Origin of the sequence: Tenacibaculum sp. 1_MG-2023 (assembly GCF_030547425.1) — a bacterium.
Taxonomy (GTDB): domain Bacteria; phylum Bacteroidota; class Bacteroidia; order Flavobacteriales; family Flavobacteriaceae; genus Polaribacter.
The window spans coordinates 1-15,542 of record NZ_JAUORH010000003.1 but is presented as its reverse complement, the minus strand read 5'-3'; the positions used below and the strand labels follow the sequence as shown (position 1 = coordinate 15,542).

11 protein-coding genes are annotated in these 15,542 nt (G+C 31.7%); 8 read left to right on the top strand and 3 right to left on the bottom strand.

Annotation, left to right across the window (positions count from 1 at the left end):
* Positions 1-5 precede the first annotated feature (5 nt).
* Complete coding sequence (locus Q4517_RS02995) at positions 6-4,412, bottom strand: translocation/assembly module TamB domain-containing protein (protein WP_303506076.1); 4,407 nt, start codon at positions 4,410-4,412, stop codon at positions 6-8.
* 182 nt (positions 4,413-4,594) lie between these two features.
* Between Q4517_RS02995 and tsaD the strand changes: the two genes are divergently transcribed.
* The 8 genes from tsaD to Q4517_RS02955 all read left to right on the top strand — a co-directional run bounded on the left by tsaD (position 4,595) and on the right by Q4517_RS02955 (position 13,561).
* Positions 4,595-5,623 (top strand): tRNA (adenosine(37)-N6)-threonylcarbamoyltransferase complex transferase subunit TsaD, encoded by a 1,029-nt coding sequence (gene tsaD / locus Q4517_RS02990; RefSeq protein WP_303506074.1) that lies wholly within the window; start codon positions 4,595-4,597, stop codon positions 5,621-5,623.
* A gap of 17 nt (positions 5,624-5,640) precedes the next feature.
* A complete protein-coding gene (locus tag Q4517_RS02985) occupies positions 5,641-7,494 on the top strand; it encodes an LTA synthase family protein (protein ID WP_303506072.1) in 1,854 nt (617 codons plus the stop codon).
* A 56-nt stretch (positions 7,495-7,550) separates the two neighbouring features.
* Complete coding sequence (locus Q4517_RS02980) at positions 7,551-8,216, top strand: M15 family metallopeptidase (protein WP_303506070.1); 666 nt, start codon at positions 7,551-7,553, stop codon at positions 8,214-8,216.
* 70 nt (positions 8,217-8,286) lie between these two features.
* Positions 8,287-8,961 (top strand): hypothetical protein, encoded by a 675-nt coding sequence (locus tag Q4517_RS02975; RefSeq protein WP_303506067.1) that lies wholly within the window; start codon positions 8,287-8,289, stop codon positions 8,959-8,961.
* 143 nt (positions 8,962-9,104) lie between these two features.
* Positions 9,105-10,100, top strand: a complete 996-nt coding sequence (pdhA, locus tag Q4517_RS02970) for a pyruvate dehydrogenase (acetyl-transferring) E1 component subunit alpha (RefSeq protein WP_303506065.1) — start codon at positions 9,105-9,107, stop codon at positions 10,098-10,100.
* A gap of 3 nt (positions 10,101-10,103) precedes the next feature.
* Positions 10,104-11,735 carry a pyruvate dehydrogenase complex dihydrolipoamide acetyltransferase gene (locus tag Q4517_RS02965; RefSeq protein WP_303506063.1) on the top strand — a complete coding sequence of 544 codons (1,632 nt, stop codon included), beginning with the start codon at positions 10,104-10,106 and terminating at the stop codon, positions 11,733-11,735.
* Between the two features lie 491 nt (positions 11,736-12,226).
* A complete protein-coding gene (locus Q4517_RS02960; protein WP_408034047.1) occupies positions 12,227-12,451 on the top strand; it encodes a hypothetical protein in 225 nt (74 codons plus the stop codon).
* Between the two features lie 354 nt (positions 12,452-12,805).
* Positions 12,806-13,561: a toxin-antitoxin system YwqK family antitoxin gene (locus tag Q4517_RS02955; protein WP_303506062.1), complete on the top strand. Its 756-nt coding sequence runs from the start codon at positions 12,806-12,808 to the stop codon at positions 13,559-13,561.
* A 47-nt stretch (positions 13,562-13,608) separates the two neighbouring features.
* Here Q4517_RS02955 and Q4517_RS02950 read toward each other — a convergent pair whose 3' ends face one another.
* Entirely contained in the window at positions 13,609-14,574 is a 966-nt protein-coding gene (locus Q4517_RS02950; protein ID WP_303506059.1) for an IS110 family transposase, read from the bottom strand.
* 165 nt (positions 14,575-14,739) lie between these two features.
* Positions 14,740-15,542, bottom strand: an 803-nt coding sequence (locus Q4517_RS02945; RefSeq protein WP_303506057.1) for an IS3 family transposase, incomplete at its 5' end; no start/stop codon positions are given.

Sequence of the window (15,542 nt, the reverse complement as noted above, 5' to 3'; positions counted from 1 at the left end):
TTTGGTTATTTTTTCTCTTTAGATTTAAAGTTTATCAGCCCTTTTTTCTTTTTTGGCGGAATACTATCTTTTAAAGTATCTCTTTTTACTCTTTTTTTATTCAACCCTAATTTTCTTCCTAAGTCGCGCAAGTTATTAAAATTAACTTGGTATGAGATACCTATTCCTTGCGTATACCCTTCTTCTTCGGTAGAATATTGCACTTCATTTTGACGGTTAAATACCGTACCTCTTAAGTTACCTTCTTCATTTAAAAGAACTTCTACTTTTACTTCTCCAACAACACTAGTTTGTGTATTAGTTCCTACTGGCACCCCTACTTTACCATTAACCAACACTCTATCAGTTAACTGCGTTGACACAGACACATCTACTTGATCATCCGAATTAAGGTTATCAACATTTCCCCTATCTCCTTGCGTATACCCAACTCCTAATTGAAATTTGTTTCCATCGCTATTTAACATATTTGTTAAAATACTTGAGGCAATTTCAGAGGCTGTTCCTGTAATTCCTGAACTTGCACTATTACCAATAGCATCCGCATTATAAAATGTACCAAAAGCTAATAAAAACGAGAAATGTTGCATTTTTGTATTTAAATCATTCTCGTTTAATAAAAACTCTAACTCTGAACTTACTGTTGAATTTGCATTTGGTATTTTAATATCAAACTCTTGTTTTGAACTAAATAATCCTCCTGTAATTTTTGTGTATAAGTCAATTGGAATTTTACGATTTGAATTGATATTATCTAATAACTGTGCTGGGTTTGCTTTGGTTCTATAAACTGCTGTTATATCTAAATCAGCTTCATAAGGATCTCCATTCCAAGAAATAGTTCCTCCTTTTTGTACTATAAAAGGCTTTGTTATTCCTGCATACTTGAAGTTGTAAAAACCATTATCTACCGTAAAATCTCCGAACATATTAAATTTCCCTCTTGTATCAATATCTATTCTAAGATTTCCTTCACCACTTCCTTTTAATTCACTTCCCGAAACTTTATCAATTACTACTTGAGCTACAGCATCTTTTGTTACAGCTAAATCTAATCTTAAATCAAGTCCTTTTATATCACCAATAACTTTCCCTTTTGATCCCTCTTCTTCTTCTCCTGTTTTAAATCGGATTAACTTATAATTATCTATTGTTTTAACATCACTTAACGGAATTACAAAAAGAGTTCCTTTATTTGTTCTTCCATTAACCTCTATATCTAAATAGCTGGTAAGTCCTCTAATTTTTGCTTCACCGTCTAAAAACCCAGTTCCGTAATATTGAGATTCTTCTGTCTCTTGTGTATCTAAAATCAGTAAATTTTGAGTATTAATATCAAAATTCAAGAACCAGTCTTCAAAATTTTGATGCACAATACTTCCTGATAAATCTCCCTGTGTTAGGTATTTTGTATCCTCTAATATTATGTCTTTAAAAACAAATTCTTGTTTATCTAAAACTACGCTCGTGTTTCCTTTTAAATCAAAATCTACGTTTAAATACGGAAAAGCTAATCCTGCATTTTCAAAGTTTAGAACTCCATTAAAATCTGGGTTTCTTAAATAACCTTTTGCCGTAAAATCTCCTGTTACTTTTCCTCTTAGTTTAGATAAGACACCTTCTCCTAACGGTCCGAAAGCTCCAATATCATACTCTTTCAGGTAAATATCTAAATCTATAATTGGTCTTTCTCTTGAAAAGTCAACTTCTCCTGTAGCTGAAATGTTTTTTGCGTTTTCACTTTCTAAATATAAGTTGACGTCATATTTTTCGTAGGAATTATCTCCTGTAACATTCAACGCTAAATTTCCTTGTGAGTAATTGTTTATATAAAAATCCTCAACATACAAACTCCCTTTAGGAGCTACTGTTTTATTTTCTTGTTTGAACTCTAATGTACCATTTAGTTTTCCATCTAGTTTTAAACTATCTACTGGGGGTAAAAAGCTAGCTAGTTTTACTTTATTAAAGTTAGCTTGTATGTCTTTGTAGGTACTATCCCTTACAATTCCTTTAAAATCTATTTTTTGTTCTCCTGATTTAAAAACAAATGGACTAATTGTAAAATCATCCTTTTGCAAATCAAATGTCACTTTATTATTCTTATCGTCATTAGGATTTACTTCCCAATCAAAACCTTTGTAATATAATGTCGATTTTTGAATTCCTACAACAGATTTTTGTAGCTCATTAATTGTATAAAAAAAATCTAAATTAAAACTCTCGCCATAATCTTTCCCTCCTTTAAAAACCGATTTAAAAAATAATGTATCATTTTGAGTACGGTTTAACAGGTTTAGCTTTTCAATATTATAATACTTTGTATTGACTTTTTTTGCTGTTAAGTGAGTGTTATATAGTGGGTTTTTATTATCCAGCCTTAACACTACTCCTTCAATTATATTTTTATATGCATTTATTTCTGGAGACTCAAATGTAAGTTTTAGTGAGTTTTTATCTGAATTAATGCGTCCTTTTAATCTTGTATTTTTTCCTATTGAAATATTTGGTAAAAACACATCGATAATTTGATTATAAATTGTGAAATCAAAATCTAAAAATTGATTTGGTGCCACTTCGTGAGGGCGGTAGTTCGTATATACGCTACCTAAAGCGTTTTGGGTTATTGGCAGTAATTCTTCAAAAGAAAACTTACCTTTTACACTTCCTTTTACAATATCTTCTGAGTTTACTTCAATCGTTTTTATACTATCTTTTACAGATGAGTTTACTTCAAAACTCTTAAAAGGATAGCTCTGTTTTTGATTTGTGTATACTAGGTTTTTAAAAGTTGCTTTTCCTACAATATCGTCAAATGTATTCCCTGAAATATTTAAGTTAATATTCCCTTTTAACTCAGAGATACTATCACGAGTGAATAAGTTTGTTTTTTTCAAATCAATTCTATCAACATTCGCAATAAAGTCAAATTTGTTAATTTCTGATGAAAAATCGGCTAACCCTTCAAATTTTAATTTAAAATTATCATCTTCTGCATTTAGCAAACCATCAAACTTTTTGTTTTGAAACTGTCCGTTTACCTGTAAATTTTTATACTCATATTCATTAAAAAATAAACTACTTACTTTTCCTATAATTATGGTATTAACATTATCAACATTAAACCCACTACCATTTACATCTGCTTTTAATGAAACGGTTCCTAATACAGGGTCATTTGCAAAAACACCAAGATCAAAATTTTTAAACTCAACCTCACCTGTGTATTTTGCTGCATCAATATTATCAATATTTGTTAACTGTAAATCAGAAATTGCAGTCCCTATCTCTGATTTTACTGATACAGTAGCATCCATTTGTTGTGGTGTTACTCTCACTATTCCATTCAACGTAAAATTACCTAGTCTTTGAAATTCCGTTGGCAATGTTCTTCCTAATAAATTTGGTAGTACATTTCTTAATTGGTAATAATTTGCGGTAAGATTATCTAAGTCTGCATCAAAAACAAAACCTCTACTGGTTTTAACAGCATTAACAAATCCCATATTTCCAATAATTCTCATACCTCCCTTTGAATGTACTCTTACATTATTAGCACTGAAATTATTTAGTACACCATCAATATCTCCGCTTATATATAGAAAGTCCTGCCCACCAATTTCATTGTAAAGTTTATTTAAATCTTTTACTGAAACTACACTTTCTTGAAACTTTGCTTTTATTCTTACCTTATCATTAAAGTTCACAAAGTCTTTTCGGTTGTAGGTAAACTTAATTTTAGCTTGAAGCTTGGTTTTATTATCTGTTTCTAATGTTGTGTTCTTAAAATCCATAAAGGACCTTGTATATGTAAAGTCAGTGGATAAATTCGACACATTTACTCCTCTATTTCCTGTAAAAAACATGTTCCTTATTTTCATAGAAACATCAGGTCCAACAATTGAAAAATCATTTAACTCAGCCCCAGCATTGTATGCTGCAAACTCAAGAGGATCTCCTTTATTCTCATCTAGTAATTTAAAAGTTAAACCATCTAAGGAAATTTTATCACTTTTTAGAATAAACGGTGCTGCTAAACTATCTCTTGGTTTTCCATCTTCAAAACTATCTATGAAAATAGACATATTATCATTCTTTTCACCTTTATATGTCTTCATATAAAAATGAACTCCACCTAAAGAGGCTTCCCCTAAATCTACTTGATTTTCTAATACACGCTTAGCGTTTGATAAGGAAGTGCTTAAATTATTTACAAATATTAATGTGTCTTTGTGGTGGTCTCTAATCTCAATATCTTTTAACTGAACACTTCCAAACCAAGACAAATCAATCTTTTTTACAACAATATTGGTGTTGAATTCTTTATTTACCCAATTAGTTGCATACTTAGCAAGTTGACTTTGTACAATAGGTAATGATAGTAAAATAAAAAGCAAGAGTAAAAAAAGCACAGCGTACTTTATTATTCTACCTACTATATTCCCTAATCTTTTAATAACTTCCCTTATTTGTAATCCTGTTTAACAAAAGTAATCAGCAAACTGCAAAAATGCTGCCTTATTTTAAAGAAATCTTATTTTTAACGAAAATCTAACGTAATATCAATATTTTTGCAACCTAAATCCGAAAAGATTTGAGTACAGAAAACATCTATATTTTAGGTATTGAAAGTTCTTGTGATGACACAAGTGCTTCAGTAATTTGTAACGGAAAAGTATTAAGTAATGTTGTTGCAAGCCAAGAAGTGCATGCTAAATACGGTGGTGTGGTTCCTGAGCTAGCTTCAAGAGCCCACCAACAAAACATTGTTCCTGTTGTGCAACAAGCTATTGAACAAGCTGGCATAACTAAACACAATTTAAATACTATTGCCTTTACTCGTGGCCCTGGATTAATGGGCTCTTTATTAGTTGGTACTTCTTTTGCTAAATCTTTAGCTTTAGGGTTAAACATTCCTTTAATAGATGTGAACCACATGCAGGCACATATTTTAGCTCATTTTATTGATGAAGAAGAAAGTAAAACACCTCCATTTCCTTTTGTTTGTTTAACCATTAGCGGTGGACACACACAAATTGTAAAAATTACCAATCATTTTGAAATGGAAATTTTAGGTGAAACGATTGATGATGCGGTTGGAGAAGCTTTTGACAAATCAGCAAAAATATTAGGATTACCTTATCCTGGCGGACCTTTAATTGATAAATATGCTCAATTAGGAAATCCTAAAGCTTTTAAATTTACCAAACCTAAAGTGGGTGATTTAGAATTTAGTTTTAGTGGATTAAAAACTGGAATCTTATATTTTATACAAAGGAATGTAAAAGAAAACCCTAACTTTATTAAAGAAAATCTTAACGATATCTGCGCTTCTATTCAATATACTATTATTGAAATATTAATGGATAAGCTTAAAAATACTGTAAAACAAACTGGCATCAAACACATAGCAATTGCTGGTGGGGTTTCTGCTAATTCAGAAATACGAAAACGCTTAATTTTAGCTGAAAAACACTGGGGGTGGACAACTTACATTCCTAAATTTGAATACACCACCGATAATGCTGCTATGATTGCAATAGCCGGATATTTAAAATACTTAAACAACGATTATTCTGATATTTCTGTAACAGCCAAAGCTCGTTTAAAGGTTACAGAATAAATCTCTTTTTTACTACAATGACTAACTTTAAAAACAGGTTTCTTTTTAGTGTTACATATTATTTCTTGTGGGTAGTATATTTTTTACTCGCTCGCTTTTTATTTTTAATATATTATTTTGATAAAACTTCAGAGTTAAGTTTTTTTACCACTTTAAGAACATTTTTATACGGTATTCAATTAGATTTTTCTTTTGCTGCTTATTTAGCTGCCATTCCTTTTTTAATCATCTTGCTTTCAATCTGGATTCCTAAGAAAATAATTGGTTATATTATTAAAGGGTATACCTTCCCAATCCTTTTGGTTATCAACTTATTTATGTTAACAGACATGTCTTTGTATAAATTTTGGGGGGTTCGTATAGATGTTACAGTTTTAAATTACATCAACACTCCTAAAGCTATGCTAGCTTCAGTGAGTACTTTACAGTTAGTTGGCGGAATATTTGCTTGGGTATTACTTTCTGTAGCTACTATTTACTTTTTTAACAAGGCCTTAAACAAAACTCTTAGCAAATTAAGCAAAAGACATTTTTTAGAAGCTCCTGTATTTTTACTTTTAATTGCAAGCTTAATTATTCCTATGAGAGGTGGTTTTGCTAACATTCCTATTAACCAAAGTAATGTGTACTTCTCTAAGAATATGTTTGCTAATCATGCTGCAGTAAATTTTATTTGGAATTTCGCTAATACGATTAGTCATAAAACTGATGGTAAAAATCCATATACACATTATAAAAGTGATATTGCTAAAAACATCATCAATAACACTAAAAATCAACTTTTAACAGCCAGTACAGACTCTATTTTAAACACAAAAAAACCAAATGTTATTATACTTATTTGGGAAAGTCTTTCAGCAAAAGCTGTTGGTGCTTTAGGCGGCGAACCTAATGTTACTGTAAATCTAAACAAGCTAGCTAAAGAAGGTATTCTATTTACCAATTTCTATGGAAATGGAGACAGAACAGATAAAGGAGTTCCTGCTATTTTAAGTGGCTATTATCCTCAGCCAACAAAAAGCATCATGAAAATTCCATATAAGGCAAGAAAACTACCTATACTTACCAAAGAAATGAAAAACCTAGGCTATAATACTAGTTTTTATTATGGTGGAGATAGTAATTTTGGAAACATGATTACCTACTTACGTAATGGTAAAATAGATAAAATTGTAGATGGAACCGAATTTGATAAAGAAAATTGGAATTCAAAATGGGGAGCTCACGATCATATCTTTTTAGATCGATTTATGAAAGACTTATCAGCTCCTACCCTAAAAGAACCTTTTTTTGAAATAGCTCTTACACTTACCAGTCACGAACCTTACGAATTCCCTGGCAAATACAAGTTTGGTAAAAAATCAGTAGAAAATTTATACAGAAGCGCACAAGCTTATACAGACAAGGCTATAGGTAAATTTATTAACGAAGCTAAGAAACAGCCTTGGTGGGATAATACGTTAATTGTTATTTTATCTGATCACGGACATCCATTACCCAAACACAAAGGATATTTTAATTCTCCTAAAAGGTTTCAAATCCCAATGGTTTGGTTAGGTGGAGCTCTTAACAAAACAGGAATTACTATTGATAATTTTAGTGCTCAGAGTGATTTAGCATATACTTTAACAGGTATGTTAGGAGGAAATCCAAAGCAGTTTCAATTTGGAAAAAATATTTTTAACACCTCTGAAAATCAATATGTGCATTATGTATTTAATAAAGGTTTCGGAACCATTTCTAAAAATGGAACTTTTGTATATGATTATGTAAGCAACAAACCTGTTATACAAGAAGGTAATTATCAACCTTTAGACTCATTAGGAAAAGCTATTAGTCAGAATGCTTATCAAGATTTTTTAGACAAATAAAGTTAATCTTTCATTAAGAAAGAAACTCTTAAAATCCATTTTATTACTTTTACCAAATGAAATGGATTTTAACATTATTTTTGCTTACTTCCTTAGCAATTCAATCTCAGGGTTTACCCAAAGGTTTTTCATATATCAAAGATGTTGCTCCAACAATACAAGGCGAATTAAGGTATTGTTATAACAACAACTTTATGGGAACTCCTGTTAATGGATATGAAGAAAATATTCTTATAACAACAACTTCTACCGCCAAAGCTTTAAAAAAAGTCCAAGATGAACTGGCTACTAAAAACCTAGGGTTAAAAATATTTGATGCTTATCGTCCGCAAACAGCAGTAAATCATTTTGTAAAATGGGCAAGAGTACTAAATGACACCGTAATGAAAGAACAATATTATCCTGAAGTTAACAAGCGTTACTTATTCAAACAAGGGTACATTGCTTCTAAATCAGGTCACTCAAGAGGCAGTACTGTTGACTTAACTATTGTTAATTTAAAAACTGGGGAAGAGCTAGACATGGGAAGCCCATTTGACTTTTTTGGCATATCATCTCACATCATGTACGAAAACCTAACCGATGAGCAAAAAAAGAACAGGACATTGTTACAAAAAACAATGCGAAAATACGGCTTTAGGTCTTATATAAAAGAATGGTGGCACTTTACATTACGTGGAGAGCCTTTTCCTAAAACTTATTTCGACTTCCCTGTAAAATAATTAGTTTTAACTCTTTATTTAGATACAGCTATAAAAATCGGCATTATATTTGTTAAGTTCTATTTTTATTATGAGAAAAAACATACATTTATTTTTTATCCTTTTTTTATGTAGCATAACAACCAAGAGTTTTGCACAATTAGACGGTTCTACTGGTGGTAAAAATAAAGGAAACTCTTCATTTGGAATCATCACCGCACCGGCTAAAAAAATTAAAAAACCTAAAACGTTAGACTTTAATAACACAAATGGCTTTAAAACAGCTAATTCTGAACTTCAAAAAGAGCTTCAAAAAAAACAAGCTCAAAAAGATTTAGAAAACAAAGGAATTTTAACCCCTGAGTTACTTAGGAAAATAACTCTTCAAAAAAAAGCCGAAAAATTTAATTTAAAAATTCCTCTCATAGATAAAGATATAGGAAGTTTTCGTACAAAATCTAAAAACATCAACATAAATGCTATTGATTTTGGACAGGTAGATGGAGACATTATAACTGTTTTTAATAACGGAGTGCCTATCATTAAAAATTACTATTTAAAGCATAGTTTAAAAAAGTTTAAAATCCCTTTAGAACTTGGTTTTAATAAAATTGAAATTTTAGCAGTTGATGAAGGAAGCCTTAGACCAAATACAGGAGCCTTCACTATTTATGATGATTATGATGAAGTAGTCATTTCTGACTTATGGCAATTAGCTAGAGGAGCTAAAGTAATAGCTCTAGTCATTAGAGAGAAAGAACAGTAATTACATCTCTTTTCCCTTTCTTAAACCTTTCTTTAACTTTTAGTAATAAGTTTTTTTAAATTACTAAAAACTACTTATTTTTGTAGCTACGTTTTGCTATAAGCAAAGCAAACAAACATTTAAATAAACAACTAAAGTATATAATGAAGAAAATCACCAAAGAAACCTATATCAATTGGTATAGAGATATGCTATTTTGGAGAAAGTTTGAAGACAAGCTAGCTGCAGTTTACATTCAACAAAAAGTTAGAGGTTTTTTACACTTATATAACGGTCAAGAGGCTGTTTTAGCAGGTTCATTACATGCAATGGATTTGACTAAAGATAAAATGATTACTGCTTACCGTAATCACGTTCAACCAATCGGTATGGGTGAAGACCCTAAGCGCGTAATGGCAGAACTATATGGTAAAGCTACTGGTACTTCTCATGGTATGGGAGGTTCTATGCATATTTTCTCTAAAGAATACCGTTTTTATGGTGGTCATGGAATTGTAGGTGGTCAGATTCCTTTAGGAGCTGGTCTTGCTTTTGGTGACAAATATAAAGGTAGTGATGCCGTAACTTTATGTTATTTTGGTGATGGGGCTGCACGTCAGGGTTCTTTACATGAAACCTTTAACATGGCAATGAACTGGAAATTACCTGTAGTGTTTATTGTTGAAAACAATGGATATGCCATGGGAACCTCTGTTGAAAGAACTGCAAACCATACTGATATTTGGAAGTTAGGACTAGGGTATGAAATGCCTTGCGGTCCTGTTGATGGAATGAATCCTATCAAAGTCGCAGAAGCTGTAGATGAAGCTATTCAAAGAGCCCGTCGTGGTGATGGTCCTACTTTCTTAGAAATGAAAACATACCGATATAGAGGTCACTCTATGTCAGATGCTCAACATTATCGTACAAAAGACGAAGTTGAAGAGTATAAAAAAATAGATCCTATCACTCAAGTTTTAGAAGTCATCAAAGAAAAAGAGTATGCTTCAGAAGATGAAATTAAAACAATTGATAAAGAAGTAAAAGATTTGGTTAAAGAATGTGAGAAATTCGCAGAAGACTCTCCATATCCAGAACTAAACCAATTATATGATATGGTATATGAACAAGAAGATTATCCTTTTATAAAATCTAAGTAAATTATGGCTACAATTATAAACATGCCTCGCTTAAGCGATACGATGGAAGAAGGAGTGGTAGCTTCTTGGTTAAAGAAAGTAGGTGATAAAGTTGAAGAAGGTGATATTTTAGCTGAAATTGAAACCGATAAAGCTACGATGGAATTTGAATCTTTCCACGATGGTACTTTATTACATATTGGTGTTCAAGAAGGAGAAACAGCTCCTGTAGATAGTTTATTAGCTATTATTGGTGAGGAAGGAGAAGATTTTTCAGCATTATTAAATGGAAGTAGTACTCCTGAAGCGGAAGTTAAGGAAGAAGCTCCTAAAACTGAAGAAAAAAATACCACTACTATAAACTCAACGATACCTGATGGAGTAAAAGTAGTAACAATGCCTCGTTTAAGTGATACAATGACTGAAGGTACCGTTGCCTCTTGGTTAAAAAAAGTGGGAGACAATGTTGAGGAAGGTGATATTTTAGCTGAAATCGAAACTGATAAAGCTACAATGGAGTTCGAATCTTTCAATGAAGGTACTTTATTACATATCGGTGTTCAAGAAGGTGAAAGTGCTCCTGTAGATAGTTTATTAGCTATTATTGGTGAAGCTGGTACTGATGTTTCATCATTAGTAGAAGCTCATAAAGCAGGTACTTTAAATAATGACTCTTCTGAAAAACAAGAAGAAGCTCCTAAAGCAGTTGAAGAAAACAAAACAGAAACAGTGGCTACTCCAGTAGCAACTACATCAAATAATAAAGGTGGACGTATTTTTGCTTCTCCTTTAGCTAAGAAAATAGCGAAGGATAAAGGAATCAATTTAGCAGACGTTAACGGTTCAGGAGAAAATGGTCGTATTATCAAAAAAGATGTTGAAAACTATACTCCTGCTGCTAAAGTTGAAGCTCCTGTAGCCACAAGTACAGCTACAACTCATTCAGCAGTTACAAACTTTGCTATTGCAGGAGAAGAATCTGTAGAGGAAATTAAGAATTCTCAAATGCGTAAAGCTATTGCTAAAGCACTAGCTAATTCTAAATTCTCCGCTCCTCATTTCTACTTAAACATAGAGGTAGATATGGACAATGCTATTGAATCTAGAAAGATTATTAATCAGATGCCAGAAACAAAAGTATCTTTTAATGATATGGTGGTTAAAGCTTCTGCTATGGCATTGAGAAGACACCCTCAAGTTAATACTACTTGGAATGATGATGTAACAATATACAATAAACATATAAATATAGGTGTAGCCGTTGCGGTACCTGAAGGTCTAGTTGTACCTGTTCTTCGTAATACAGATTACATGAATATCAATCAAATAGATATTGAAGTTCGTCAACTAGCATCAAAAGCTAGAAGCAAAAAACTAACTCCTAATGAAATGCAAGGAAGTACATTTACCGTTTCTAACTTAGGAATGTTTGGTATTGAAAGCTTTACTTCAATTATTAACCAACCTAATTCTGCTATTTTATCGGTAGGTGCAATTGTACAAAAACCAGTAGTTAAAAATGGAGAAATTGTAGTTGGTAACACCATGAAATTAACTTTAGCATGCGATCACAGAACAGTTGACGGTGCAATTGGTGCTCAGTTTTTACAAACCTTAAAAACTTATTTAGAGAATCCAGTTACCATGTTAGCATAGTTTTTTAATAAAATTATAAATAAAAAAGCTCACCTATGGTGAGCTTTTTTTATGAAGTAAACTACCTCAGAGTAAGTTCACAAGGTATTTATAGAAAAAAAACGAGGCAAGCCTCTGGGTATTAAACCCTTTGGCGGTACCAATAAATATACGCTACTATATGGTAACTTCATATACCACTATATCATTACACCATAACAGTAGTGTCGAGTGACTTCATACACTACTGTATGAAGCTTAATACAAACTAGTACACCCCATATTTTGGTTTTGTTTGAAGATTCAAACAGTAGCACCTAGTGTTAAACAACAATAGTGTTTGGTGTTTAGCAACAGTACTGTTGCTTGCCTAACAACAGCAATAGCTAGTAATTATTCTTTTTGTAAGTATAAACAAAATTCTACATAAGGCTGATAACTGCATAGAAAAAACAAAAGAAGTATATATACCAAAAACGGAGTTATTCAATCCTAACATTATACGTTCTAGTGTGGGTTGTGTATTTACCAATCAGATAGCGACAAACACTTCTGAAGACATTATAGCGTACTTAAAGAAACACAACATACTAACCCTACAAAACTCAAACGAATGCCATAAAAACGATTATACTAAGGCTACTGCTTTGGTAGTGGGTACTGAAGCTACAGAGTTAACGCAAGTTTGGCGAGACAAAGCTACTCAGAATATCAACACCCCATGCAAGGAGAGATAGATTCTATGAATGTATCGGTACCATATCCACCTTAACTTTTGAGGCAAAACGACAACGTAATTTTGTATAATTGAATTTAATTACAAGCACTTACAAAATTTTTATGTATTACAGTAATAAGGTAGATTTAATTATGTCTATATTCTGTATATAAATACAGCCTAAAAATTTAAATCCCTTCTTAAGTATATACGAAATAAGGACAAGTATACATTTTATAAAACACTAGCATTTAAAAGGCTTTCGTGATACAACACACTTAAAATAGATCTTACTTGTCTGAACCCTAAAATGTCCATATATTTGGGTGTTGCCTGCAATATAAAGACTGAACTTAAAATAAAAAATAGTAAATTGAAATTACCCATAATCACTATAAGCTTATTGATTTCATTAATAAGTTATGCTCAAGAAAAAAAAGAGTATTATCCTAATGGAAATGTTAAATCTATTGGGGCTTGTGAAATCTATAACAATGGCATTGTTGCTGTTGAAGCTGGAGAGGAATACAATCCAAATTTGGAAAGCTGCACTAAAAAAGGAAAATGGAAATTCTATTATGATAATGGACAATTACAAAGCACCGGAAACTATACTGATGATGAAGTAACAGGGGATTGGAAATACTATTACAGTTCTGGGAAATTGAATTATACTGGAAATTACATTGAGGGTAAACAACACGGCTCTTGGATCTATTATCACGAAAATGGAAATTTAGCAGGTACTCATTTTTATGACAAAAATAAAAAAATAGGTAAATGGAAATGGTATTTTGAAGATGGTTCTCTTGAATCTGAAGGTAATTACAGTCAAAATATTAGAGATGGCGAATGGAAATCCTATTTTGAAAACGGACAAGTAAAAAGCATAAAAAATTATAAGAAAGGAGAAGAGATAGGTAAACGGATAAATTATTATGAGAGTGGACAATTAAAAAGTATATTTTTTTTAAGTGGCGTTGATAAACCAACGCCTAAAAGCGAATGGAAAATTTACTATGAAAGCGGACAGTTAAGAGTATTAATAAATATTGATGAACACGGAGATCCAATAAGCAAAATTTTTTATAAAGAAACTGGAGAGATTCAAGAACAAAAAAAATACTGACAGGCAACAAAGAACTGAGGTAAAAAACAAATACATTTTATACTTTTTTAAACCAACGTACTTTTATAATTTGCGTCATAAGGTAAACCACTTTTTACTATGGCAAAAGCTTGTTTTAGTAGCTTATTACACACCGCTATTAAAGCAAGTTTTTTACTCTTACCTTTAGCAACTATTCGTTCATAAAGTTCTCGACATGCTTTGTTGTATTTACAAGCATTAAAACTACACATAAACAATAAATTCCTAAGCTTAGGGTTCCCCATTTTACTTATTCGTGGTCTTCCCTTTATACTACTTCCTGATTCTCTAATAGTGGGAGTAATACCTGCGTAACTGCACAGCTCTTTTGCTGAAGTAAAACGATTAAACCCATCGGTAAAAACTAATAACATCAGTGCTGTCTTGCTTCCTATTCCGGGTATAGACTTTAGTAATGTCACTTCATTTTGGTAGCTCTTTTTTACGTTCTCTGACAATAACTCCTCTAATTTAAACATCTCTTTTTGTATGTTTTTTAGATGCCTTTTTAATGAATTAACTACAGCTTTTGATGGATTTCCTAAGACAGATTCGCCATGAAGCTTATTCTTTAACTGAGTAGATTGTTTCGTGTAAACTCCCAATAAACGTACTATTTGTAAACATTCTTGTTGTTCCTTACTCTCTCCTTTCCATAAAGATGGGGCTTGACTTACGCCATAATCATATAACTGCTTTGCATCACTCTTATCCGTCTTTACTTTTGATAAATTCATTTGAATAAATCGTTTTACCTTCAACGGATTTTCTACCGATACCAAAATTCCTTTTTCTAATAAAAAATAGGCTAATCGTACATGATAATATCCTGTTGCTTCCATTATACAATGAGTTAAGCTGCTTGTGATTAACAACAGCTCTTTAAAGCCTGATGCATCATTTGTAAATTGACTCCAATTGCCTTGATTATCATACACATCTAAGACTTCTTTACTAACATCGATTCCTAAAAATTGTTTATTTTTACTCATAAGAAAAAAGGATTGGAAAGAAAACACTACCAACAATTCAACAACTTGAAAACGAGATCTTGGTCTCATAGAACTGAACGAATTCGAAGTAGTAAAAGCGTAGGGATTATCAATGTTGACGAAATCTGTCTCGTCCTGAAATATGGCTACAGGTTAAAATTGAATTTACGCTGATAATTTATATACCATATTAGGTGTTTTGAAATCTAAAGATAAGTGTAATCTTATTTCGTTGTATAAATTAATTGCATTTTTTGTAGCCCGCTTTGCGTGAGCCACGTTATCAAAGGTTTGGTCGAGATAAAACTCGTCTTTTAAAATTCCGTTTACACGTTCAGCCATGGCGTTTTCGTAACAATGATTTTCTTCGGTCATACTAATATTTATCTTTTTTCTTTTGAGTATTTGTGTGTAAACATTGCTACAATATTGTATACCTCTGTCTGAATGATGAATGAGTTGTTTAATGTCTTTAGCTTGATAAATAGCTTTATTTAATGCTCTTACACAACCTTTTAATTCCAGACTATCACTAAGGTCATAGCCAACAATTTTACGAGAGTGCATATCTGTAATTAAAGCCAAGTAGCAAAAACCTTTTACGGTTCTAATATAAGTTATGTCACTAACCCAGACTTGGTTAGCTCTATTGATTTCTAAGTCTTTTATGATGTTGTTATATTTATAAAAGCGATGATAAGAATTGGTTGTTCTGGCACTAGTTTTCTTTCTAAGTGTCAGCATTTGGTGTTTTCTAAGCACGCTAAACAAAGTATCTCTACCAACTTTAATATTGGCTTTAGTAAAATCTACATTTAAAGATTTAGTAAGTTTCCGTACACCTTCTCTAGGAAGGGATTTGCGTCTTTTTCTAACAATTTCAATAATCTGTTGTTCTGTTTTTAAACGCTTATCAGCTCTAGATTTGTATTTGTAATACGCATCACGTTTAAGTCCAAAACAACTCG

Excerpts from the sequence above, each read along its gene's own strand:
- Q4517_RS02985 (WP_303506072.1), top strand. The coding sequence starts at position 5,641 with ATGACTAACTTTAAAAACAGGTTTCTTTTTAGTGTTACATATTATTTC.
- Q4517_RS02980 (WP_303506070.1), top strand. The coding sequence starts at position 7,551 with ATGAAATGGATTTTAACATTATTTTTGCTTACTTCCTTAGCAATTCAA.
- Q4517_RS02975 (WP_303506067.1), top strand. The coding sequence starts at position 8,287 with ATGAGAAAAAACATACATTTATTTTTTATCCTTTTTTTATGTAGCATA.
- pdhA (WP_303506065.1), top strand. The coding sequence starts at position 9,105 with ATGAAGAAAATCACCAAAGAAACCTATATCAATTGGTATAGAGATATG.
- Q4517_RS02965 (WP_303506063.1), top strand. The coding sequence starts at position 10,104 with ATGGCTACAATTATAAACATGCCTCGCTTAAGCGATACGATGGAAGAA.
- Q4517_RS02950 (WP_303506059.1), bottom strand. The coding sequence starts at position 14,574 with ATGAGTAAAAATAAACAATTTTTAGGAATCGATGTTAGTAAAGAAGTC.